Genomic DNA, 22,912 nt, shown 5'->3' with positions numbered 1-22,912 from the left:
GCGCCACCCCGGGGGGGTGGGGGGGGGGGGGCGCCGGGGGGGGTTGACCACCCCACTCGCCCCTATTCGTCAGGTTGGGGGGGGGGGGGGGGGCCCCCCGGGGGCCCCCCCCCCACGCCCCCTTTTCGGACCGCTTCAGGAAGCCAAGAAGTGAAACCCCTCACACTCATCAGGTCCAGCAGCGCGCTGCGGGTCGCGCCTGTCGCCCTGCTTCTCGTGTTCGCCTACTACGCCACCGATCTCGGTGACGACCTCCGTATCGATCCGCTGGGCTACTCCGCCACCGTGGTCGACGCGGTGCTGCGCAACCTGCTGCCCGTGGCCTTCGCGGTTGCCTCGGGTCTCGCCGCCTGGGAGGCGCGGAAGCTGGGAGCCTCCGGAATCTGGGGGCTGGGGGCGGTGCGATCCCGCTACACCATCGCCGCACAGCAGCTGTCTCCCGTGATCGCACTGGCCTGGCTGCTCCTCGTCCTCCCCACGCTGTGCGCCCTGGTCCAAGAGCAGGTCGCACCCGATCTGCCAGGCCTCACGCTGCTGGCCTTCGCGCTGGTGCTCTGCGTCGCCCACGGCATCGTCGGATTCGCCGTCGGAGCCGCCATCCGGCACATCGCCGTGGTGCCGATCATCGCGGTCACCGACTTCCTTGCCGTCGGCTGGTCCACGGGACTGGAGACGCCGTGGCCCCGGCACCTCACCGGCCTCTTCGCCGGAAAGATGATGTTCGGCGAACTGCCCACCCCCGCCGCCCTCGCGGCTCCCCTCCTGCTCGCCGTCGGCTCCGCCGTCGCCATGGTTCTGCTCTGGGCACCTGTTTCCCGCTGGCTGCGAGGAGCCGTCGCGGGAGCACTCGTCGTCGCCTGCGCGTTCGGATCGTTCACCTTGGTCGGCAACTGGAGCTACATAGGCCCACGAAGCACCGGTCACGGCACGATCGCCTGCGCCGGGCAGTCCCCCCGCATCTGTCTGCCCGAGGCGCGCGCCGAGCACATCTCCGCTCTCAGCGAGGAAGCCGAGGCCACGCTGGCAACCCTGCGGCGAGCCGGTCTGCCCGCCGAACCGACGTCCATCACGGACACTTCTGTCAGCCTCCGGTATCCCGAACCGTCCACGAAGGACGCCTGGACCGTCCCGCTCGCAGTCGGCGAGGCGACCGGCACCGTTCGCTACCAGATCGCCCGCGAAGTGGTGCGCTTCCGGTGCGCCCCGCCCGCCACCGGTCCCGCCCGCCAGGTGTACTACTGGGTGTCCTCCAAAGTCGGGCAGGCGGACACCTACTTGAGACGGCTCAGCTCCGAACCCGATTTCACCCCCCGGGAACGCAGCCGTCTCCAGGACCGAGTAGGGAAGGTTCTGCGGTTGAGCGAGGCCCGGCAAATGGCCTGGTACGAGACGACCGTGGCGGAGGCCTGCCAGGAAGACGGGAAAACCACGTGATGTGGTGGCTGCGCGCCCGCCGCGCCCACACCCGGCTGCCCCTGGGGTTCCTGATGTTCACGCTGCTCGCGGCGATCGTTCAGGACACCCCCCTCTTCCTGCCCTCCATCTGGTCCGGCGGCTCTGAACTCGTGCAGGCCGCCACACTCGTCCCGCTCGTGCTGACCTCGGTCCTCTTCGACTGTCTGCACACCCGGCTGGACGCCGCAGAGAACACCGGAATCCGACCCGTCAGGTTCTTCGACGTCCTGCTCTCGCTCGCAGTGGTGGCACTCGCATGTGCCGTGGGCGAGGTGATCGCCATGGTCACCGGGGCCGCATCGGCCGAGACACTGGGCCGCAACACGGCCTTCCTCGCCGGCCTCACCCTGTTGTGCGGGGCCCTCTTCGGGAGATCCGCAGTCCTCGTTCCCGCACTGTGGCCGCTGCTCGGCGTGCTGTTCGGCATGAGAGCGCCCGGTGACGCCTACCCGTGGACCGTCCTCCTCGAACCGCCCGGCACCTGGTACGCCACGACGGGAGCGCTCTTGATGCTCGTCGTCGGCGTGGGCGCCCACCTCCTTTCACCGACCCGCTTCGCACGGAGAGCCGCATGACGCTTGTTCTCGATTCCTGCACCTTCGCATACGGCCGACGGCGGGCTGCCGTGCTGAAGGACTTCAACTACCGCCTTCCGGACGGACTGACCATCCTTCTCGGACCGAACGGGGCCGGAAAGTCCACCATGTTGCAGCTGGCCGCCGCCGTCACCGCGCCCCAGCGGGGAACCGTGACGTGGGACGGACTCGACGCGAAGAGCAAGGACTACCGGCGGACGGTGGCCTGGATGCCGCAGAACATCACCCCCCTGCCCTCGCTCACGGCACGCGAGTACGTCGCCTATGTGGGCTGGCTGAAGGGAATGAGCAGGGGCGATGCCTGGGCCAGCGCTCCTCGAGCGCTGTCCCGCGTCGAGATGTCGGAGCGCGCCGACATCCGCACCAGCCGGCTCTCGGGCGGGCAGCTGAGGCGGGTGGGGGTGGCCTGTGCCCTGGTCCACGATGCACGGGTGCTCCTCCTGGACGAACCCACGGCCGGCATGGACCCACGTCAGCGACGGGTTTTCCGCGATCTCCTGGGCTCGGTCAAGGACGAGGTCCGCATCCTGCTCTCCACGCACGACGTGACCGACCTCGCCGAAGAGGCCGATCACGTGTCCGTACTCGTGGGCGGGCGTCTCGTGCAGAACGGTTCGACCGGCGAGTTCCTCGCCCACACGCCGCCCGGTACGGCGCAGGGCCGGGCTGCCGAAGGGGCCTATACGACCCTGCTCGAGTCGGCCTGATCCGCTCGGGTCTCCGATGCGGGCCGAGATCACCTCGCCCGCATCGGTTCCGAGCCCCCCGGCTCGACGGGATCAGATCCCCAGATCCTTGATGATCTTGGCCACGTGACCCGTCGCACGGACGTTGTACAGCGCGCGCTCGACCTTGCCCTCCTCGTCCACCACGATCGTGGAGCGGATGACGCCCATGTAGGTCCTGCCGTAGTTCTTCTTCTCGCCGAAGGCGCCGTAGGCGTCCAGGACCTGCTTGTCCGGGTCGGCGAGCAGCGTGATCTTCAAGGATTCCGTGTCGCGGAACTTGGCCAGCTTCTCGGGCTTGTCGGGGGAGATGCCGATGACGTCGTAGCCCGCGCCCGTCAGCAGCTCCAGGTTGTCCGTGAAGTCGCAGGCCTGCTTGGTGCAGCCCGGGGTGAGGGCGGCCGGGTAGAAGTACACGATGACCTTGCGGCCCTTGTGGTCCGACAGGGACACCTCGGTGCCGTCGGCGTCGGGCAGGGTGAAGGCGGGGGCCACGTCCCCCGGCTGGAGTCGCTCGCTCATCGGACCAGCCTAACCGGGGGTCGGGACAGTGCTATGAGCCGTGGAGCTGACAGACTGTCCAGCACAGGCTTCATACCGACTTCGGAGGCGACACGGTGGCGGACACGGCGGACACCAGGACCCCGGCGCAGATCGAGGCGGACATCAGGCGCCGCCGCGCGACCCTGGCCGAGACGCTCGACGAGATCGGGGTGCGGGTGCACCCGAAGACCATCGTCGGGGACGCCAAGGCCAAGGTCGCTTCCAACATCGATCACACCCTCGGGCGGGCGTACGTGGAGGTCAACCGGGCCGTCACGGACGTGCGCGCCCGGTTCGTGGACGAGGACGGGGCGCCGCGGCTGGAGCGGGTCGTGCCCGTCGCGCTGGCCATCGTCGGTGTGGTAGGGCTGCTGGCCGTCAGCACGCGGCGGCGCAAGGGCTGACCCGACCGCGTACGTCCACGGGGAAGACAGGTAGGTTTCAGGGCGTGAGCGCCAAGAGAAACGAGCACAGCACCCATCCCGACAAGCTGCCCATCCGGATGCTGCACGACCGCGTACTCGTGCGGCAGGACACCAGCGAGGGCGAGCGGCGTTCCGGCGGCGGCATCCTGATCCCCGCCACGGCGGCGGTCGGCCGGCGGCTGGCCTGGGCCGAGGTCGTCGCGGTGGGGCAGAACGTACGGACGGTGGAGCCGGGCGACCGGGTTCTGTTCGACCCGGAGGACCGTGCCGAGGTCGAGGTGCGCGGTATCGCGTACGTGCTCATGCGTGAGCGTGATCTGCACGCCGTGGCCGCGGACCGGTTCGAGGGCTCGGAGGACTCGACGGGCCTGTACCTGTAGTTCCGGCAGGAGCAGAGCAGGAGCAATAGGGGCCGGTGACCCTCGTCACCGGCCCCTTCTCTGTTCGCGCTCTATTCGCGGCGGCCGCCCTGCGGGACCACGCCCCAGCCCGGGCCCGTCGGGCCGCCCGTCGCGCCGCCGTCGGTCGCGTCGCCGCCGCCCTCCGTCGTGCCGCCGTCGGTCGTGCCGCCGTCGGTGGCCGTGCCGCCGTCGCCGGTGCCGCCGTCCGCGGTGCCGCCGCCGGTCGGGGACTCGCCGCCCGTGCCGCCGTCGGTGGTGCCGCCGTCGGTCTGGCCCTCGGTCTGTCCCTCGGGTGCGCTCGGGGACTGGCCGGGCGTCTCGGTGCCGGTGTCCTGGCCGCCGGTGGAGGTGCTGCCGCCGTCGGTGGTGCCGCCGGTGGTCGGGTCGGCCGGGGGCTCGGTGCCGGGGGCCTCGGAGACGTCGGCGCCGGGCTGGAGCATGAGGTCGAAGTCCCTGACGGGCTTGTCCTTGAGGGCGTCCTGGGTGAACTGCGTCCAGATCTCCGCGGGCGGCCCGCCGCCGTTGACGCGGTCCAGGCCCATCGCGCCGTACAGCGACTTGTGGGCGGCGGTGACCGGGTCCTGGCCCATGACGGAGACGACCGTGGCGAGGTCGGGGGTGTAGCCCGCGAACCAGGCCGCTGTGTCCTCCTCGGCGGTGCCGGTCTTGCCGGCGACGGGGCGGCCCGCGCCCTGCGCGGCGGAGGCCGTGCCGTTCTGGACGACGCTCTGCAGCATCGAGGTGGTGGTGTCGGCGGCCTCGCGGCTCACGGCCTGCCGGGTGCGCCGCTCGGGAAGGTCGATCGGCGCGCCTTCCTTGGTGACCTTCTTGACCATCGTGTACGTGCCGTGCCGGCCGTGGTTGGCGAGCGTGGCGTACGCCTCCGCCATGTCGAGGACGCTGGCGGTGGCCGTGCCGAGCGCGATGGCGGGGCCGTCGGCGAGGTCGGGGGTGTTCTCGGGGATTCCGAGGTCGATCGCGGTCTGCTTGACCTCCGGGGGGCCGACGTCGGCCGCCATCTGCGCGTACACCGAGTTCACGGAGCTGTCGGTGGCCTCGGTGACGGTGATGTCGCCGTAGGAGCGCTGGTCCTCGTTCTCGGGGGCGTAGGGGTCGCCGGTCCAGCCCTGGACGGTGCGCTCGTTGGTGCCGTCGTAGATCGTGTTGGGGGTGATCACGCGGCCGTCCTGGGTCTCCGAGTGGTTCTCGACGGCGGCGGTGAACACGAAGGGCTTGAAGGTGGAGCCGACCTGGAAGTCCCTGCGGGTGGCGTTCGGGGTGTACTGCTTGACGTAGTCGACGCCGTTGTACATCGCCACGACCTCGCCGGTCTTGGGGTCGACGGAGGCGCCGCCCGCGCGGACGTAGCGGTCGACCTTGTTGTTCTTCTTGTCGAGCTTGTCCATCAGCTTGTCGTTGACGGCCTTCACGAACGCGTCCTGCTTGGGCTTCTGGAGCGTCGTGGTGATGCGGTAGCCGCCCGCGTCGAGCTGCCTCTCGTCGATGATCTTGTTCTGGGTGAGGTAGTCCTTGACGGTCCGCACGATGTAGCCGCGCTGTCCGGACATGCCGGTGGACAGGGTGGACTCCTTCGGCACCGGGAACTTCATGCCGGCCCGCTTCGACGCGCTGAGCCAGCCCTTCTTGACCATGCCGTCCAGGACGTAGTTCCAGCGGGCCTCGGCGGCCTTGCGGTTCTCGGGGTGGGCGACGACGTCGTACTGGCTGGGCGCGTTGACGAGCGCGGCGAGGTAGGCGGCGCGGGCCGGGTCGAGGTCGGTGGCGTCCGTGCCGTAGTAGGCCTGGGCGGCGGCCTGGATGCCGTAGGCGTTGCGGCCGAAGTAGCTGGTGTTGAGGTAGCCCTCGAGGATGTGGTCCTTGCTGACCTCGCGGTCCAGCTTGATCGCGATGAAGAACTCCTTGGCCTTGCGCGTGAGGGTCTGGTCCTGGCGCAGGTAGTAGTTCTTCACGTACTGCTGGGTGATGGTGGAGCCGGACTGCTTGCCCTTGCCGAGGGCCGTGTTCCAGGCGGCGCGGAGCATGGCCTTGGGGTCGACCGCGGACTCGGTGTAGAAGTCGCGGTCCTCGGCGGCCAGGATCGCGTGCTGGGCGGCCTTGGAGATCCGCGGGAGGGTGACGTTCTCCCGGTTGATCTCGCCGTCGCGGGCGATCACCGAGCCGTCCGCGTACAGGTAGACGTTGGCCTGCTTGGTGGCGAGCGCGTTGGCCGGCGGGATCTGCACCAGCGAGTAGCCGAGGAAGAAGCCGCCGACCAGCAGCAGGGCGACGATGATGAAGGCGCCGAGCGTCATACGCCAGGTCGGGATGATCCGGCGCCAGCCGGTGCGCTTCGGTTTCCCGGCCGGCCGGGCCTGCGGTGTGGCCGGGTCGCCGTCCGCCTGCGGCTCTCTCGGTGCCCAGCCGGGTGTCGGCTGCTGCGGCTGCGGCTCGTCACTCATGTCGTGCACGGACTCCTGATTCGCGTCGTACGTCGTTCCCGTACGTCTCTGCTCGCTCTTGCGCCCCTGTGATGAAGACTGTCCCATCCGGCGATCAGTTCCCTGACCGAGGGCCGTGTCGTGAGCCGGGCGGCGGGACGGGCTGTGTGGGGGCGAGCGGGCGGGCGGACGCAGGGGTGAACCGCGCTGTTTCGCACGGTTACCCGAATCGCGTTCTCGCCTGCGCGACATTCGCCCGAAGGGGGACGCCACCGTGGACGCGACGGCTCGTACGCTCCGTCCCGGCCGGCACCGCCGCCATGCCGCTCGCCCTGGCCACGGGCGCCTCGGCCCACGCGGACGCAACGGATCGTACCGTCTGGGCCGGTGCCCACCCGCCCCGCGGCGCCCGATCCGGTCCTCGAAAACGCGTGGCACGCGTGATCACCGGTCCACTAGGCTCCTGCGCTTCGGTGCCTGGCGGCGAGGGGGCGGTGGATGTGGGCTCGGGACGGTTGTACGCGGCCGTCGCGGCGGGGGGTTTCAGGCGGTACGCGACGTACCGGGCGGCCACGGTGGCCGGGGTGTTCACCAACACGGTCTTCGGCGTCATCCTCGTCTACACGTACCTGGCGCTGTGGGACGAGAAGCCGCATCTGGGAGGGTACGACCAGGCGCAGGCCGTGACCTATGTGTGGCTGGGACAGTGCCTCTACGCGACCCTCGCCATCCAGGGCGGCGGCGCCGAGAAGGACCTGATGGAGCGCATCCGCACCGGCGAGATCGCCGTCGACCTGTACCGGCCGGCCGATCTGCAGCTGTGGTGGCTGGCGGGCGACGTGGGCCGGGCCCTGTTCCAGATGCTGGGGCGGGGCGTCGTCCCCTTCGCGTTCGGCGCGGTCTTCTTCCCCATGGCGCTGCCGACGACGGTCACGCCCTGGGCGGCCTTCGTGGTCACGCTCCTGCTGGCGGCGGTCGTCAGCTTCGCGCTCCGCTACCTGGTGGCCCTGAGCGTGTTCTGGCTCATGGACGGCATGGGCGTCAACCAGGTGCTGATGATCACGGGGATCTTCTTCTCCGGCATGGTGCTGCCGCTGAACGCCTTCCCGGGCGTGTTCGGCGACATCGTGCGGGTGCTGCCGTGGGCGGCGCAGATCCAGATGCCGGCGGACGTGCTGATGGGGGAGACCGACCCGCTCGGGGCGTTCGCCTTCCAGGCGGCGTGGGCGGTGGCACTGCTCGCGGCGGGGCGGCTGCTGCAGTCGGCCGCGACGCGGCGGGTGGTGGTGCAGGGTGGGTGAGCGGAGCCTCCTGCTGGAGGGGCTGCGGGCCTACCGGCTGATCGCCGGGATGTGGGTGCGCTCCAGCATGACCTACCGCACCTCCTTCGTCGTCACGGTGTTCGGCAACCTGCTGGTGACCGGCCTGGACTTCGTGGGGATCCTGCTGATGTTCTCGCAGGTCGACTCGCTGGGCGGCTGGTCACTGCCCGAGATCGCCTTCCTGTACGGGCTGTCGGTGACGGCGTTCGGGATCGCCGACCTGGTGCTCGGCTCGATGGACGTCCTGGGCGCCCGGATGCGCGACGGCTCGTTCGACATCCTGCTGGTGCGTCCCGCGCCGGTGCTCGCCCAGGTCGGCGCCGACCGCTTCGCGCTGCGCCGTCTGGGCCGGATCACGCAGGGCGCGGTGGTTCTGGGCTGGGCGCTGGTCTCGGTCGACGTCGACTGGAGCGCGCCCAAGGCGCTGCTGGTGCCGGTGATGGTGGTCAGCGGCGCGGCGATCTTCTCGGCGGTGTTCGTGGCGGGCGCGGCCTTCCAGATCTTCGCCCAGGACGCCGCCGAGGTGCAGAACGCGTTCACGTACGGCGGGACCACGCTGCTGCAGTATCCGCCGAGCGTGTTCGGGAAGGACCTGGTGCGCGGCGTGACCTTCATGCTGCCGCTCGCCTTCGTCAACTGGGTCCCGGCCGCCTATGTGCTGGGCCGGCCGTACCCGATCGAGCTGCCCCGGGGGGCGGCCTTCGCGTCGCCGCTGGTGGCGGTGGCCTGCTGTGTGCTGGCGGGGATGGCGTGGCGGGTGGGGCTTCGTTCCTACCGGAGTACAGGGAGTTGACGGCGTGGACGGTGTGGACGGCGGGTTCATCGAACTCGACGGCGTCGAGAAGGTCTTCGACGTACGCAAGAAGACCGGCTTCATGAAACGGGAACGGCGGCAGGTCCGGGCCGTCGACTCGATCTCCTTCCGCGTGGAACGCGGCGAGATGGTCGGCTACATCGGCCCCAACGGCGCCGGCAAGTCGACCACGATCAAGATGCTGACCGGCATCCTCACCCCGAGCGCCGGCCGGCTCCGGGTCGCCGGCATCGACCCCTCCCGCGAACGCACCCGGCTCGCGCACCGCATCGGCGTGGTGTTCGGGCAGCGTACGACGCTGTGGTGGGACCTGCCGCTGGTCGACTCCTACCGGCTGATGCACCGCATGTACAGGATCCCGGACGCCCGTTACCGCGAGAACCTCGGCCGACTGGTCGAACTCCTCGCCCTGGGCGACCTGCTGGACGTGCCGGTACGGCAGCTCTCGCTCGGGCAGCGCATGCGCGGCGACATCGCGGCGGCACTGCTGCACGACCCGGAGGTGCTGTACCTCGACGAGCCGACCATCGGCCTCGACGTCGTCTCCAAGTCCAAGGTGCGGGAGTTCCTGCGGGAGTTGAACGCCGAGCGCGGCACGACGGTGCTGCTGACCACGCACGACCTCCAGGACATCGAGCAGTTGTGCAAGCGGGTGATGGTCATCGACCACGGGCGCCTGATGTACGACGGCCCGCTCGCCGGGCTGCACGAGGCGGGGGAGAGCGAGCGGACCCTGGTGGTGGACCTGGAGCGGGAACTGCCGCCGATCGACGCCCCGGCGCCCGCCCGGGTCGTCCGGGTGGACGGTCCGCGCCAGTGGCTGGCGTTCCCGGCGGCTCAGTCCGCGGCACCGCTGGTCGCGCGGATCGCGGCGGAGTACCCCCTGGTGGACCTGTCGGTGCGGGAGCCGGACATCGAGGCGGTGATCGCGAAGATGCTGCATACCTTGGGGGACACCCCCAAACCCCCGCCGGACCAGGCCGAGCGTGCGATCTCGTAGCCCCCGGCGGGGTGAACTCGTAATCTGCTGTGTATGACCGACGACTCAGTCCCGGACCTCCGCGCCTCCGACGCCGACCGTGAACGGGTCGCCGAGATCCTGCGGGACGCCCTCGCGGAGGGCCGTCTCGACATGGCGGAGTTCGAGGAGCGGCTGGACGCGACGTATCAGGCGCGGACGTACGGCGAACTGGCGCCGATCACCCGGGACCTGCCGGCCGCGGGCGTCACGGCGCCCTCCGTGTCACTGGCCAAGGAGCCCGCCGCCGGCCCGGACGGCTCGCCCTGGTCCGGGCGGATCGTCGGCGGGGAGGGTTCCTCGTCGTGGGCCGTGGCCGTGATGTCCGGCTTCCAGCGCAAGGGGCGCTGGACGATGCCCCGGCGGTTCACCTGCCTCGCCCTGTGCGGCGGCGGGGAGATCGACCTGCGCGAGGCGAACTTCGCGGACGGCGAGGTCGAGATCAACGCGATCGCGATCATGGGCGGGGTGGATGTCATCGTCCCGCCCGGCGTCGAGGTCGTCGTCCGCGGCATCGGCATCATGGGCGGCTTCGACCACCGCGAGGAGGGCGTCCCCCGCGTCCCCGGCGCCCCGCGCGTCGTCATCACCGGCTTCGCTTTCTGGGGCGGCGTCGGAGTCCAGCGAAAACCGACCCGCGCGGAGAAACAGCGACTGCGCGAGCAACGCCGCCGCCAGCTGGACGGCTAGCCGCCGCTGCGTGCGCGCAGTCATGCCTCAGCCCTACAGCTCCGCCGGTACGGACCCCTTCAAACTCTCCAGATCGAACACCTCACCCATCCGCGCATACCCCGCGTCACTGGGATGCAGATGATCCCCCGAGTCGTACTCGGCCCGCAGCCGCCGCGGATCGTAAGGATCACGCAGCGCCTTGTCGAAGTCGACCACCGCGTCGAACACCCGCCCCGCCCGGATCTCCGCGTTGATCTGCTGCCGCACGCCTTCCCGGGCCTCCGAGTACCCCCGGTGCCCCCCGAACGGCATCAGCGTCGCCCCCACGACCTTCAGCCCCCGGTCATGCGCCTGCGCGACCATCGTGCGCAGCCCGCCGAGCACCGCGTTCGGATCCGCGAGCCGCGGGTTGCGCAGGATGTCGTTGACCCCGAGGTCGATGACGACGACCTTGACGTTCGTCCGTTCCAGCACGTCCCGCGCGAAGCGGTTCAGGCCGCTGGGGTTGTCCGCCGGCCGGCCCAGCCCGTCCGTGAGGACCCGGTTCCCGCTGATGCCCTGGTTGACCACGCTGTAGCGGGGCAGGTCCCGCCCGGCGGCGATCTCCGCGCGTAGCCTGTCGGACAGGACGTCGGTCCACCGGTTGTTGGCACCGGCGGTGGAGGTGATCCCGTCGGTGATCGAGTCGCCGAGGACGACGACCGTCCCGTCGGACTCGTTGCTCAGTACGTCCAGCGCGGTCAGGTAACGCCAGTACATGCTCTGCTCGGTGTACGGCGCGCCCGTCGCGTCGGCCGTGTGGTCGCCCTGGGCGACGTAGGAGATCTGCCGGGCGTGCCGGTGGTACGTCACCGAGCCGGAGCTGGTCGGCGTGTACGTGGTGATCAGGACGTCCGCGCCGTGCGGGATGACGATGCGCACGGCGTCGCTCATCACCTGCCCGCCGGGCGGGATGACGACCGCCGGCCCGCCGCTGAAGGTCAGCTGCCGCAGGGTGTCCGAGAGCGCGGCGGCCGTGCCGCTCCCGGCGGCGACGGCGATCGAGGCGCGCGTGATGTTCAGCGGCGACTGTCCGTAGAGATTGGACAGCGTCACGCGGGCACTCGTACCGCCGACGCTGGTGTGGACGACGTTGCGCACCGAGCGGTCCGCCATGCCGGTCGTCTCCGTGCCCGGCTCGGCCGCGGCCGGAGAAGCGGACCAGGTACCGACCCAGGTGCCGGTGGAGGCGGGGGCGGCGGAGTTGTTCGGGAGGCGGTCGTCGGCGAGAGCGTTGCGCGCCGGCGTACCTCTGCCGGGCGCCACCCCGACGTATATGGCGGTGGAAAGGGCCACGATCGCTGCGACAACGACGGCCAATAGGGCGTAACCACGACCCCGGGTCATGCTGTGTAGTTCTCCTCGGGCGATGGGAGCCCAAGGCTCCGATCTGATACGCCCATGATGCGTCATGGGCCGGGGGAGGCTCACACGGACCCCGTGGCATTACCCCCTCCCGACAGACGCCGGGAACTCCTGTTCCGTTCCAGGAGTCGGTCAGGAAGGGACAATGTGTGCGGGATCACCAAGCGGGTGGAGCGGATGGAACGGACGAAAGCAGAAGAAACAGGCGCCGTCGGAGGGCAGCATGCCCGCCCCGGCGTCCCCACGAACCGTGCGATGGCCACCTTCAGCCCCGCGGACGAGGAGAAGCAGCGCGGCGTACGCCGCATGAAACTCACCGCCACCGGGCTCCTGCTGTTCGTCGCCGTGGTCTACATCCTCGCCAAGTGGGCCCAGAACTCCGGCGCGGGCCCCTGGGCGAGCTATGTCGCCGCGGCCTCCGAGGCGGGCATGGTCGGCGCGCTCGCCGACTGGTTCGCCGTCACCGCCCTCTTCCGCCACCCCCTCGGCATCCCCATCCCGCACACCGCGATCATCCCCACCAAGAAGGACCAGCTCGGCGTCACCCTCGGCGAGTTCGTCGGGGAGAACTTCCTCTCCGAGGACGTCGTACGGCAGCGGCTGCGCGCCGTCGGCATCGGCAGCCGCCTCGGCGCCTGGCTCGCCGTCCCCGAACACGCCGACCGGGTCACGGCGGAGCTGTCCACCGCCCTGCGCGGCGCCCTGACGGTCCTGCGCGACTCCGACGTCCAGGCCGTCGTCGGAGAGGCGATCACCCGCCGCGCGAACGCCCAGGAGATCGGGCCCGGCATCGGCAAGATGCTGGAGAAGGTCGTCGCCGACGGCGGCCACAAACGGGTCGTCGACCTCGTCGTCACCCGCGCGCACGACTGGCTGGTGCTGCACCGCGACGAGGTCATGGACGCCGTGGAGGGCGGCGCCCCCGGCTGGACGCCGAGGTTCGTCGACCGCAAGGTCGGTGAGCGGGTCTACAAGGAACTCCTGCGCTTCGCCACGGAGATGCGCGACATGCCCGCCCACCCCGCGCGCGGCGCCCTCGACCGCTTCCTCACCGACTTCGCCTCCGACCTTCAGTCCGACACCGACACCCGTGCCCGCGTCGAGCGCCTCAAGGGCGAGGTGCTGGGCCGCGGCGAGGTCCAGGACCTCATCGCCAGCGCCTGGACGGCCGTACGGTCCATGATCGTCGCGGCGGCGGAGGACGAGCGCAGCGAACTGCGGCTGCGCGTACGGGCGTCCCTGCTGTCGCTCGGCTCCCGGATGGCGGGCGAGCGCAAGGTGCAGGACAAGGTCGACAAGTGGGTGGAGGACGCGGCCGTCTACGTCGTCACCACCTACCGCAAGGAGATCACCTCCCTGATCACGGACACGGTGGCGAGCTGGGACGCCGAGCACACCACGCGGAAGATCGAGGCGAACATCGGCCGCGACCTGCAGTTCATCCGGATCAACGGCACGGTGGTCGGCTCGCTCGCCGGCCTGCTGATCTACACGGTGTCGCAAGCGCTGGGAGCGTGAGCGGCCGGGAGGTGACGCACGGGTGGCCTCAGGTGTCAGGGCGTAAGCACATCCGCTCAGGGCACTCGACCCGGGTTCTTCTCGATGAGGAGGGAGCCCATGACCACCGCGCAGGCCGGGACCGGCCGAACCGTGACCACCGACATCCCCGCCCGCCTCGACCGCCTCCCGTGGTCGCGCTGGCACTGGACGATCGTCATCGGCCTCGGCACCGTGTGGATCCTCGACGGTCTCGAAGTCACCGTCGTGGGCAACATCGCCGGCCGCCTGTCGGAACCCGGCAGCGGCCTGCCCATCACCTCCGGTGAGGTCACCGGCATGGCGGCCGCCCTGTACGTGGCGGGAGCCTGCTCCGGCGCGCTCTTCTGGGGCCGGCTGACCGACAAGTGGGGCCGCAAAAAACTCTTCATGATCACGCTGGCGGTCTACCTCGGCGCCACGGCCCTGACCGCGATCGCCTTCGACACCTGGTGGTTCTTCCTCTTCCGCTTCCTCACCGGCTTCGGCATCGGTGGCGAGTACGCGGCCATCAACTCCGCGATCGACGAACTGATCCCCAAGGAGTACCGCGGCCGGGTCGACCTGATGATCAACGGCAGCTTCTGGCTGGGCGCGGTCGGCGGCTCCCTCCTGTCGATCGTCGCGCTGGACACGGACATCTTCGCGGCGAACGTCGGCTGGCGCCTCACCTTCGCGCTCGGCGCGGTCCTGGCCCTGGTGATCCTGCTGGTCCGCCGGCACGTCCCGGAGAGCCCCCGCTGGCTGCTGATCCACGGCCGCGACGACGAAGCGGAACGCATCGTCTCCTCGATCGAGCGGAAGGTCGAGCAGGAGCACGGCCAGTCGCTGCCGCGCGCGGAGGGCGAGATCACCATCCACCAGCGCCGCAGCGTCTCCTTCCTGGAGATCGGCCGCACCGTCTTCTCCGACTACCGCCGCCGCGCCGTCCTCGGCTTCTCCCTCTTCATCGGCCAGGCCTTCCTCTACAACGCCATCACCTTCGGCTTCGGCGCGATCCTGACGACGTTCTTCGACGTCCCGAGCGGCAGCACCGGCTACTACTTCGCGGTCATCGCGCTCGGCAACTTCTGCGGTCCGCTGCTCCTGGGCAAGCTCTTCGACACGGTCGGCCGCCGCGTGATGATCTCCGGCACCTACCTGCTGTCCGGCCTGCTCCTCTTCGGCACGGCCTGGCTCTTCGACCAGGGCTCGCTCAGCGCGACCACGCTGACCGCCTGCTGGTGCGCGGTGCTGTTCTTCGCCTCGGCGGGCGCGTCCAGCGCCTACCTGACGGTCTCCGAGGTCTTCCCGATGGAGACCCGCGCCATGTCCATCGCCTTCTTCTACGCCATCGGCACGGCAGCCGGCGGCATCAGCGGCCCGCTCCTCTTCGCCGACCTCACCGGCACGGGCAAGGTCGGCGACACGGTCCTCGCCTTCCAGATCGGCGCGACCCTGATGTGCCTGGCCGGCCTGGCGGCGGCACTCCTCGCGGTGCGGGCGGAACGCCGTTCGCTGGAGGACATCGCCACGCCGCTGACGGCGTCGGCGGATCAGACGGGGTCGAGGGCGGCGCCGGTGTAGGCCGCACCTAGGGCCCTTCTGATGGATCTCCGCAGCGCCTCAAGGGCCTGGGAGGTGCCCCCCAGGCGGCACGGGTGGGCGCGGCGGCACCCCGCCGGCGCGGGCGTGCGGCCCGACCCGTGCCCGGGCCGCACGCCCAGCACCCCTGCGACGTGCCGGTGGCTACTCGGCCGCACCCTGCCGCACACGATCCCGCCGTCGCAGCAGAAGCAACCCACCCGCGACGGCGGTGACTCCCGCAGCGGCGGCCCACCCGACGACCTCCTCAGAACCGGTGGCGGCGAGGTCCCTCCCCGAGGCAGGCGAGGCTACGACCGACGGAGTGGCACCCGCCTGAGGCCGGGCACCGGACGCCGCGGGAGACGAAGCGGGGGCCGGCGCCGGCGCCGCCGGGTCCGTTGCCTTGTCCCGCGTGAAGGCCAACGTTCCGAAGCCCAGCTGGTCGTAACCCCCGCTGTTGGGCCCGTAATCCCCACCCCCGCCCTCCGGCGCGGCCTTGGCCGCCGCACGCGTCAGATACGACGCCGACAACCCCCGCCGCTTGGTGTAGTGGTTGGCGATCATCGCCCAGATGGGACGCGTCATGGCCGGATCCACACCCGCGGCCCGCGTCGCGGTCTCACTCCCCGACCACCCCCCGATCGCCCCCTTCTTCCGCGTGTTGGCCGTATACGGCACATCCCCGCCCAGGCTCCACTTCGCCACGTACTGCGCCCCCTTGAGGAAGCGGCTGTCGTCATAGCCGTAGAGATCGATGCCCTGGTTCCAGGCCATCTCGCAGACCGTGCCCATCAGCCCGACCCCGAGCAGCGCGTGCCCCTGGTCCCGCCCGGCCTCGACCCACTCGGCGAGCCCGTCGTCGTGCACGACGGGAATGGCGTGCTTGACGGACCCCATGCCGTCCCCGTGCTTGAAGTACTCGACGGCCCGGTCGACCACGGCTCGGTCGTCGCAGAAGATGCCGGTGGCGAGCACACAGGCGAGGGCTGTCAGGTCCCAGTTGGGCCAGTAGTTGGTGATGACGGCGCCGTTGTGATCGCGCAGGAAACTGTCACTGACCGGATGGAAGACGTTCCGCATCACGTCCTGCGCCCGCTCGAGCGCGAAGTCACCATGATCCCGTACGAGTTCGGCGGCGTTGGCGAACTGGTAGCCGTACAGCCCCGCGGCCAGGAACCGGTCGGCCGAGCCCTGGATCGAGGTCAGCTTCCCCGACCAGGCGTTGAGGATCGCCACCGCGGTGTCGGCGTGCGCGGTCTCGCCGGTGACGTGGTATCGCAGGGCGTTCTGGTAGGCGGCGTGGATGTCGTTGTAGAGGACCGTGTAGTTCTGGGGCGACCCCGCCCCCCGGTACACCGTCGCCTGCGGATTGGCCCGCCAGCCGCTCTGCGCGTGCCGGTTGGCGGTGAGCTTGGCGAAACCGGCCGTATAGGGTCTGGCGCCCGCCTTCACCTTGGCCGCCATACGGTCCAGGTCGGCACGGGTGTGCAGCAGTCCGGGGTGGGCGAAGGCGGAGCCGGCGGCGAGTGCCGGGCTCGCGAGCGCGGTCGTGCCGACACCGGCGCCGACGACGCCGACACCGGCGGCTCCGGCTGCCGCGCCCGTGGCCTTCAACATGTTCCGGCGGCTGATCTGTCGTGTCACGTTGTCGTACCTCAACGTCGTAAGTCGCGTTCCTGCGGGGGACGGTGAGGAGACGGCCGGACGGTGAGGCGATAACAAAAACTGCGCTATAGTTGATCTGCGTCCGCTCGCTGGAACTCCCGCAGACGGACGATGCGTTGGTGGTCCAAGGAAAGACGTCCCGCTTCCTGCGGGGAGATGCAGGTGCAAGGCCTGCCCGGCGCTCCAGACGAGAACCCCGGCCCTGGTTTCAGGGCCGGGGTTCTTCGCTGTGTGCTCGGCCCGCTCCGGACGCCGAAGGTCCGGAGCGCAGCTCGCTCAACCGCGCCGGTCGGCGACCGCCCAGGACGCCACGGCCACGGCCCCCGCCACCCCGAACACGGCAGGCCAGGCACCCACCTTCCTGGCCAGCGGATGAGACCCGGCGAAGGCGGCGACATACGCGGCCGACAACGCCCCCGCGGCCACCCCGCCGGCCTGCTGCCGCCACTGCCGCGCGGCCGCGGCCCCGGCGACGGCGAGCACGGCCCCGCCGAGCGGCCGCTGCCTGGTCCAGCGGGCCACGCCGTACCCGCCCACGAGCCCGCTCGCGGCGATCACCGCACTGGGAACCTTCGCCATCCCTGCCTCCTGCTTTCTGCCCTGCCCTGCCCGGGACCACCGAGGCTAACGCCCGAGGTCGGAGGCACACGCGCCGGGGCATAGGCAGGCCCGTTCCCCAAACAGCCCCCGAACATGAGTCGACGCTTGTCAAGTTTCCCGCTCCGAGTTATATAAGAAGGCGAAGAACGTAGGGCATCGCACGGACAGCGCCTGGAGAGAGGAGTGACCAGTGATGCTCATGCGCACGGACCCCTTCCGTGAACTCGACCGGCTCACCCAGCAGGTCTTCGGCCCCGCCACGCGCCCCTCGGCGATGGCGATGGACGCCTACCGTTCGGGGGACGAGTTCTTCGTCCACTTCGACCTCCCCGGCATCGACCCCGAGACGATCGAGCTGGACGTCGAACGCAACGTCCTGAACGTCCGAGCCGAACGCAGGTCCCCGGCCCCCGAGGACGCGGAGCTCCTCGTCGCCGAACGGCCCACGGGCACCTTCACCCGCCAGCTCTTCCTCGGCGACACGCTGGACACGGAGCGCATCGACGCCTCCTACGAGGCCGGCGTCCTGACCCTGCGCATCCCGGTGGCCGAGCAGGCCAAGCCGCGCCGCATCCAGATCACGGGCGGCGACAAGCCCAAGCAGATCAGCGGCTGACGGCACGGCACTCACGTACCCACGAAGGCTGTCCCGAGGACGTCCCGCCCACGGGACAGCCCACCCCCCAACCCAACCCCCACCCGCGCCGCCGGAGCCCCACCCCGGCGGCGCGACACAGCACCGGATCCGGAGGAAGACCCACACATGAGCGTGACGACGGTGCCCAGTGCGGCGACTGCTCTCGCGACCCCGAAGACCCTGATCCCCGCCCCGCAGCGCCACCACGCCACCCGAGGCGACGACGACGCGTGGACCCGGCTGATCGAAGCGGTGCGGGAATCGGGCCAGTACACCACCAGGTCGGAGGCGGAGCGGGTCACCCGTATCGTCCTGTCCGCCCTCGGCGGCCATGTGATCGGCGACGAACGGGTCGACCTCGCCCGCGCCCTGCCCGAGGAGGCCGCCAGAGTCGTCGCCTCCCAGATCCCGGCCACGCGCCCGCTGACCGCCGCCGAGTTCGTCGACTCCGTAGCGGCCCGTATCGAGGGAGCGACCCCCGCCACGGCCCGCTGGGACGTCAGCTCGGTCCTGAGCGTGCTGCCGCCCCTGGTCGGCGACGACCTGATCACCCGCATCCTGAACCAGCTCCCCGCCGGCTACGCCCTCCTGTTCGGCCGAGCGGACCTGAGCCCGGCGTCGTAGGGCCCGGCGTCGTAGGGCCGGCCCGGCGTCGTAGGCTCCTGAACCGCGTAAGACGGCCACCTCTTGGACGGACGGGAGGTGGCCGTCGCACAGACGGCCAAGCCACCGACAGGAGCCGCCACTTGACCCGCACGAGGTCCGCAACCCTCACCACCCCCGACGGCACGCACCTCGCCCACACGGACCACCACCCCGACGGCCGCGCCGGGGAACCCACGGGCACGTTCCTCCTCCTGCACGGCCTGGCGGGCCACCAGGGCGAGTGGGACACCCTCGCCGCGCGACTGTCGGCCGACGGCCACCGCGTGGTGACCTACGACGCCCGAGGCCACGGCGCCAGCACCCGCACCCCGGCGACCACGACCCGCGCGGCCCACGTCCAGGACGCCGCAACGCTGATCGAGGACCTGGACCTGGCCCCCGTCACCCTGCTGGGCCAGTCCCTGGGCGGCCACACGGCCCTGCTCCTGGCCGCGTCCCACCCCCACCTGGTGAAGTCCCTGATCCTGATCGAAGCGGGCCCGGCCGGCCCGTCCCCGGACCTCCCCACTCAGATCGCGACCTGGCTGGACAGCTGGCCGGCCCCCTTCAAGACCCTCGACGAGGCGGAGGCGTACTTGGGCCACGAGGCCTGGGCGAGGGGCCTGGAGAAACGAGAAGACGGCTGGTACCCCGCCTTCGACCGGACCACGATCGTCGAAACGGTCGCGGAACTGGCCACCACGGCCTACTGGCCCGAATGGTCCCGCATCACCTGCCCCACCCTCCTCATCCAGGGCGACCACGGCACGATGCGCCCCGACGAACCGGCGGAGATGCTCGCGCACCGCCCACACACGCACCACACCCGCATCGCCGACGCGGGCCACGACGTCCACCTGGACCAGCCGGACCGTCTCTATGAAGCGATCAGGTCCTTCATCGCCTGACCCCGAACCCCGAACAGTTCGACAGGACCCCGTCTCCCCGCCCATCCTGCGGTGGCGCATCGGTACACCAGCGCGCCCAACTCGCCTGTAGAAGACGACTGTTGAACCCCACCATCCGTCACATCACCTTCGACTGCACGGGACAGCCCTACGAACTGGCCCGCTTCTGGTCCGAGTTGCTCGGCCGCCCGATCTCCGACGCGGACAAGCCCGGGGACCCCGAGGTGCTGATCGAGCTCCCGAACGGCGCACCCGAGGAGGTCGAACGCGCGGTGAGCCTCGGCGCCCGCGTCCTGACGGACCGCACCCTCCCGAACGGCAGAGGCTGGGTCGTCATGGCCGACCCCGAGGGCAACGAGTTCTGCGTCGAACGGGGGTCTGCCATCCGGTCGAGTGAATCAGAATGAGACGTCATCGGCCCTTCGGCCACCGTCTGTCTGGGCAAGCACACGGCAGGCCGTCATCCGCTGATCAGCGGCCTCCCCATACCCGCCCGGCCAAGGCGGCGCAGCTTGCGTCCAGTTCTCATCAGATGCGATGTGTGCCGGTTTCAGCTTTCGCCGAGAAGACAACTGAGTAGCCCTGACCTGTACTTTCCTCTGGAGGGACTTGGGATGGAGGGGCGGTGATAGCCAGGTGGGCGCGTGCCGTCCGGCTTCATTCGCTTCCAAGGATGGTATTGGTCGCCGAGTTTCGGTAGTCGGGTCGCCCGGGGTGCCATGTCCACAGGGGTGAAGTGCGGTGAACGGCCTTGCCCGTTACCGGAACCGGTTCGGTGACCGTGCAGGAGCGACAGCCAAAAGGATCAAGTGCCCAAAAACTGTCTCCTATTGTCATATCGCTCGTCTATGTCGTGCACGGCATGGGCAGGCCGGTGTGCGTCTGTTCTGTCGCAACCAATGGGGAAGAATCGAAAGAGGTTCTATGCGCTCTTCTTCTCGGCACCGTAAATCGTCGCCCGCTGCCATCCCACGCCACCGGTCATGGTGCCGTACGGCCATCGCCGCAGCCACCGCGTGTGTCGCGCTGGGCGGTGTCCTGGGCACTGCACCGTCAGCCACCGCCGACGCGGCCGGTGGCACCGGCGAGATCCGGAACGCGAGCACTGACCGACACATCGGCACCTACGGCAACCTGGGGCAGGTACTTGCCGCGTTCACTGACGCGCATTGGCCGGCCTCATCCGACAAGAGCTGGACTTTCACACCACGGGAGTACGGCAGGTACTACAGCATTCAGAGCACTACCAAGGGGACCTGCTGGACCTACAGTCCGAAGCCGGCGAGCGATGGTGACTGGGCTCGCTATGGCCCTTGGGTCGTCACGCTCTCGCCGTGCAGCCCGACCGCCACGAACCAGCAGTTCTCACTGTGGGCGGCGTCCCGTTTCGCGCCGCGCGGGACAGTCACCATCCATCCCCGGGACGCCATGAATACCGTACTCCGGCGGACCACCCCGAACGGCGAAGCCCCGAACTACTGGAACGCGTTGAGCGTGGAGACGCCTCAGGGCACGAATGAGGAGTACTGGCGTGTGCCGGTCCCGCCCAACGACTGGGGACCAGCATCTTCCTCCCGCACCTCACCCTGACGACCCGAAGACGGCCGGACTCCTCAGCGGCGGAGCCGGCCGTCGTCGGCACCCGAAGGTTAGAGACCTTCAAGGGCTGGCGTTACGGCGGCTGAAGGTTTCTGGCGCAGGACTCTCTGTTGTCCAGGTCGTGATCAGTACCCTTGGGGTAGCAACCCTCAGGAGGTGTGTGCACGTTTGGTGGCAATGGCGGCCAGGGTTCCCAGGGCGAGACAACTGCTCATCACGGCTGCCATGGGCGCCGGGCTCTGGGTACCGAATAGCCCGACCAGGGGGGAGGCGGCCGCGCCGAAGAGGAACTGGCTTCCGCCCAGGAGAGCGGAGGTAGCTCCCGGGGCAGCGCGTCCGCGGCTCTGAGCGACGGTGATCACGGCTGGGAAGAAGATGCCGAATGCGCTGATAGTGATCAACAGGCATAGCCAGGTCAGCTGCGTAGTGCTGCCAGCGGTCGCCTGTATGAGAAGTAGTGTTGCCGCCCCCGTTGTCGCCAGCGTCCCGCTGATGATGAGGAGAGCTTCGGGGGTCCGGCGTTTGGCCAGGTGGCCGTAGGCCAGGCTCCCTGCCATGTTGCCGACGGCGTTGACGCCGTAGACGAGGCTGGAAAGAGCCGGGGAGAGACGGTAGATGTCCTGGAAGACGAAGGTGGTTCCGGCGATATAGGCGAAGACGGCGGCCCCACCGCAGGCGAGGGCCAGCACCGGTGCGAGGATGGCGCGCTGTGCGGCGACCTCTGCGATGGCGCGCAGGCTGGCGGTCATCCCGCCGGTGAGGCGGGCGTGGGGCGGGTGGGACTCGGGGATCCAGCGCCATACGCCCAGCGACAGGAGTAAGCCCATGAGGGCGAGGACGGCGAAGACGTAGCGCCAGGACACCGCGAGCAGCAGGGCGCCTCCGGCTAAGGGGGCCAGGACCGGGGCCGTGGCGGTGATCGCTCCCAGGCGGGAGAAGACCAAGGGAAGTTCACGGTCGTCGTAGAGGTCGGCCACGACAGCGCGGGAGACGACGATCCCGGCCGCTCCCGCGATGCCCTGCCCGACTCGTGCCGTGTTGAGCACCTCGACCGTGGGCGCCAGAGCACACACGGCGGAGAAGACGGTGAACAGCACGGATCCGCCGATGAGGACGGGCCGGCGGCCGACCGCATCACTGAGGGGGCCCAGAACGAGTTGCCCGACGATGATTCCGGCCAGGAACCCGGTCAGTGACATTTGCGCGCCGGAAGCATCGGTTGCCAGGGAGCGGGCCAGGTCGGGGAGGGCGGGGACGTACATGTCTGTGGCCAGCGGGCTTGCGCCGCTCAGTCCGGCCAGAACCATCAACAGCGGGAGCCGTTTCGGAAGTTCGAGGGACGGGCGCTGATGACCGGCTGATGCCTTACCGGTTGAGTGAGTAGTCATAGCGCCGGGGCCGCCCCCTCGACCTGCCCTGACGCCTGCGCCGGCCCCCGGCACTCATCGACGGCCACCTCGGCCTCCGCCACCTGTTCCAGCAGTCCGGCGGCGATCTGCAGCACACCGCGCTCGGCCGGTGACAGCGTCTGACGCAGTGCAGCCGCCAGCCAGGCGTTGCCATCGCGCACGTGCTCCCGCAGCGCCTCCCGCCCCGCTTCCGTGACCTCGATGTTCTGGCGGCGGGCATCCACCTCGCTCTTCGACCGGCGAATTCGCCCCTGTTCCTCCAACTCGTTGAGCACCCGGGTCAGTGACTGGGTCTGCAGCCCTTCGATGGCGGCCAGTTCCGACGGGGTCAGTGGGCCGCTGTGCCGAAGGTTGGCGAGCACGGATGCGGCCAGCCGCGTCAAGGAGCGGCTGTTCCCCGGCTGCTCGGCGCGTAGCCGGGAAGCCAGGCGGGACACGCCCCACCGCAACGCCTCGGCCAAGACCAGATCCTTCGACACCTCTTCTGGAACATCAACCATGCTTACCAAGCTAACGCTTACTATACGGCTCTTC

The 22,912-nt window shown here is 70.0% G+C and carries 22 protein-coding genes; 15 read left to right on the top strand and 7 right to left on the bottom strand.

Features of this window, described 5'->3' with window-relative positions; genetic code table 11:
• Nucleotides 1–150 precede the first annotated feature (150 nt).
• The 3 genes from ACFZDA_RS08335 to ACFZDA_RS08325 are packed head-to-tail and all read left to right on the top strand — an operon-like array spanning nucleotide 151 to nucleotide 2,758.
• On the top strand, nucleotides 151–1,434 hold the full coding sequence (locus ACFZDA_RS08335) for a hypothetical protein (protein ID WP_391076729.1): 1,284 nt from the start codon (nucleotides 151–153) through the stop codon (nucleotides 1,432–1,434).
• Entirely contained in the window at nucleotides 1,434–2,030 is a 597-nt protein-coding gene (locus ACFZDA_RS08330) for a hypothetical protein (RefSeq protein ID WP_391076831.1), read from the top strand. Before ACFZDA_RS08335 ends, ACFZDA_RS08330 begins: the two co-directional genes overlap by 1 nt.
• Nucleotides 2,027–2,758 (top strand): ATP-binding cassette domain-containing protein, encoded by a 732-nt coding sequence (locus tag ACFZDA_RS08325; protein ID WP_391076726.1) that lies wholly within the window; start codon nucleotides 2,027–2,029, stop codon nucleotides 2,756–2,758. Before ACFZDA_RS08330 ends, ACFZDA_RS08325 begins: the two co-directional genes overlap by 4 nt.
• 72 nt (nucleotides 2,759–2,830) lie before the next feature.
• Here the strand turns inward: ACFZDA_RS08325 and bcp are convergent, their stop codons facing one another.
• Nucleotides 2,831–3,298: a thioredoxin-dependent thiol peroxidase gene (bcp, locus tag ACFZDA_RS08320; RefSeq protein WP_391076723.1), complete on the bottom strand. Its 468-nt coding sequence runs from the start codon at nucleotides 3,296–3,298 to the stop codon at nucleotides 2,831–2,833.
• Between the two features lie 95 nt (nucleotides 3,299–3,393).
• On the opposite strand from bcp, the gene ACFZDA_RS08315 reads away from it, so the two are divergent.
• Nucleotides 3,394–3,723, top strand: a complete 330-nt coding sequence (locus ACFZDA_RS08315) for a DUF3618 domain-containing protein (protein ID WP_391076720.1) — start codon at nucleotides 3,394–3,396, stop codon at nucleotides 3,721–3,723.
• 44 nt (nucleotides 3,724–3,767) lie between these two features.
• Nucleotides 3,768–4,124: a co-chaperone GroES gene (locus tag ACFZDA_RS08310; protein ID WP_010040015.1), complete on the top strand. Its 357-nt coding sequence runs from the start codon at nucleotides 3,768–3,770 to the stop codon at nucleotides 4,122–4,124.
• A 71-nt stretch (nucleotides 4,125–4,195) separates the two neighbouring features.
• Here ACFZDA_RS08310 and ACFZDA_RS08305 read toward each other — a convergent pair whose 3' ends face one another.
• The gene (locus ACFZDA_RS08305; protein ID WP_391076716.1) at nucleotides 4,196–6,604 is read right to left on the bottom strand and encodes a transglycosylase domain-containing protein; all 2,409 of its coding nucleotides are present in this window, start codon (nucleotides 6,602–6,604) and stop codon (nucleotides 4,196–4,198) included.
• 479 nt (nucleotides 6,605–7,083) lie between these two features.
• Between ACFZDA_RS08305 and ACFZDA_RS08300 the strand changes: the two genes are divergently transcribed.
• The 4 genes from ACFZDA_RS08300 to ACFZDA_RS08285 are packed head-to-tail and all read left to right on the top strand — an operon-like array spanning nucleotide 7,084 to nucleotide 10,427.
• Nucleotides 7,084–7,884 carry an ABC-2 family transporter protein gene (locus tag ACFZDA_RS08300; protein ID WP_391076829.1) on the top strand — a complete coding sequence of 267 codons (801 nt, stop codon included), beginning with the start codon at nucleotides 7,084–7,086 and terminating at the stop codon, nucleotides 7,882–7,884.
• Nucleotides 7,877–8,698: an ABC-2 family transporter protein gene (locus ACFZDA_RS08295; protein WP_391076713.1), complete on the top strand. Its 822-nt coding sequence runs from the start codon at nucleotides 7,877–7,879 to the stop codon at nucleotides 8,696–8,698. Before ACFZDA_RS08300 ends, ACFZDA_RS08295 begins: the two co-directional genes overlap by 8 nt.
• Before the next feature lie 4 nt (nucleotides 8,699–8,702).
• Nucleotides 8,703–9,719, top strand: a complete 1,017-nt coding sequence (locus ACFZDA_RS08290) for an ATP-binding cassette domain-containing protein (protein ID WP_391076710.1) — start codon at nucleotides 8,703–8,705, stop codon at nucleotides 9,717–9,719.
• Between the two features lie 33 nt (nucleotides 9,720–9,752).
• Nucleotides 9,753–10,427: a DUF1707 domain-containing protein gene (locus ACFZDA_RS08285; protein WP_391076707.1), complete on the top strand. Its 675-nt coding sequence runs from the start codon at nucleotides 9,753–9,755 to the stop codon at nucleotides 10,425–10,427.
• Between the two features lie 33 nt (nucleotides 10,428–10,460).
• Here ACFZDA_RS08285 and ACFZDA_RS08280 read toward each other — a convergent pair whose 3' ends face one another.
• A complete protein-coding gene (locus tag ACFZDA_RS08280) occupies nucleotides 10,461–11,795 on the bottom strand; it encodes a GDSL-type esterase/lipase family protein (RefSeq protein ID WP_391076704.1) in 1,335 nt (444 codons plus the stop codon).
• Between the two features lie 195 nt (nucleotides 11,796–11,990).
• Between ACFZDA_RS08280 and ACFZDA_RS08275 the strand changes: the two genes are divergently transcribed.
• Both ACFZDA_RS08275 and ACFZDA_RS08270 read left to right on the top strand, forming a co-directional pair.
• Nucleotides 11,991–13,331 (top strand): DUF445 family protein, encoded by a 1,341-nt coding sequence (locus tag ACFZDA_RS08275; protein ID WP_391076702.1) that lies wholly within the window; start codon nucleotides 11,991–11,993, stop codon nucleotides 13,329–13,331.
• A 99-nt stretch (nucleotides 13,332–13,430) separates the two neighbouring features.
• Nucleotides 13,431–14,915: an MFS transporter gene (locus tag ACFZDA_RS08270; protein WP_391076699.1), complete on the top strand. Its 1,485-nt coding sequence runs from the start codon at nucleotides 13,431–13,433 to the stop codon at nucleotides 14,913–14,915.
• A gap of 162 nt (nucleotides 14,916–15,077) precedes the next feature.
• On the opposite strand, the gene ACFZDA_RS08265 is transcribed toward ACFZDA_RS08270, so the two are convergent.
• On the bottom strand, nucleotides 15,078–16,532 hold the full coding sequence (locus ACFZDA_RS08265; protein WP_391076826.1) for an alginate lyase family protein: 1,455 nt from the start codon (nucleotides 16,530–16,532) through the stop codon (nucleotides 15,078–15,080).
• A 324-nt stretch (nucleotides 16,533–16,856) separates the two neighbouring features.
• The gene (locus ACFZDA_RS08260) at nucleotides 16,857–17,159 is read right to left on the bottom strand and encodes a hypothetical protein (protein WP_391076696.1); all 303 of its coding nucleotides are present in this window, start codon (nucleotides 17,157–17,159) and stop codon (nucleotides 16,857–16,859) included.
• Nucleotides 17,160–17,373: 214 nt separating this feature from the next.
• On the opposite strand from ACFZDA_RS08260, the gene ACFZDA_RS08255 reads away from it, so the two are divergent.
• The 4 genes from ACFZDA_RS08255 to ACFZDA_RS08240 all read left to right on the top strand — a co-directional run bounded on the left by ACFZDA_RS08255 (nucleotide 17,374) and on the right by ACFZDA_RS08240 (nucleotide 19,777).
• Complete coding sequence (locus tag ACFZDA_RS08255; RefSeq protein ID WP_391076693.1) at nucleotides 17,374–17,796, top strand: Hsp20 family protein; 423 nt, start codon at nucleotides 17,374–17,376, stop codon at nucleotides 17,794–17,796.
• Between the two features lie 147 nt (nucleotides 17,797–17,943).
• Nucleotides 17,944–18,441, top strand: a complete 498-nt coding sequence (locus ACFZDA_RS08250) for a DUF2267 domain-containing protein (protein ID WP_391076691.1) — start codon at nucleotides 17,944–17,946, stop codon at nucleotides 18,439–18,441.
• Between the two features lie 122 nt (nucleotides 18,442–18,563).
• On the top strand, nucleotides 18,564–19,370 hold the full coding sequence (locus tag ACFZDA_RS08245) for an alpha/beta fold hydrolase (protein WP_391076688.1): 807 nt from the start codon (nucleotides 18,564–18,566) through the stop codon (nucleotides 19,368–19,370).
• A gap of 98 nt (nucleotides 19,371–19,468) precedes the next feature.
• Entirely contained in the window at nucleotides 19,469–19,777 is a 309-nt protein-coding gene (locus tag ACFZDA_RS08240) for a VOC family protein (protein ID WP_391076823.1), read from the top strand.
• A gap of 1,341 nt (nucleotides 19,778–21,118) precedes the next feature.
• On the opposite strand, the gene ACFZDA_RS08235 is transcribed toward ACFZDA_RS08240, so the two are convergent.
• Both ACFZDA_RS08235 and ACFZDA_RS08230 read right to left on the bottom strand, forming a co-directional pair.
• Nucleotides 21,119–22,357 (bottom strand): Bcr/CflA family efflux MFS transporter, encoded by a 1,239-nt coding sequence (locus ACFZDA_RS08235; protein WP_391076685.1) that lies wholly within the window; start codon nucleotides 22,355–22,357, stop codon nucleotides 21,119–21,121.
• Nucleotides 22,354–22,878, bottom strand: coding sequence for a MarR family transcriptional regulator (locus tag ACFZDA_RS08230; protein ID WP_391076682.1), 525 nt, complete (start codon nucleotides 22,876–22,878; stop codon nucleotides 22,354–22,356). The genes ACFZDA_RS08235 and ACFZDA_RS08230 overlap by 4 nt, the downstream gene beginning before the upstream one ends.
• Between the last annotated feature and the right edge of the window lie 34 nt (nucleotides 22,879–22,912).

It is taken from the genome of Streptomyces sp. NPDC007991, from assembly GCF_042958445.1.
Lineage (GTDB): Bacteria > Actinomycetota > Actinomycetes > Streptomycetales > Streptomycetaceae > Streptomyces.
Note: the sequence above shows the minus strand (reverse complement) of the source record. Positions and strands in the feature narration are given on the sequence as shown.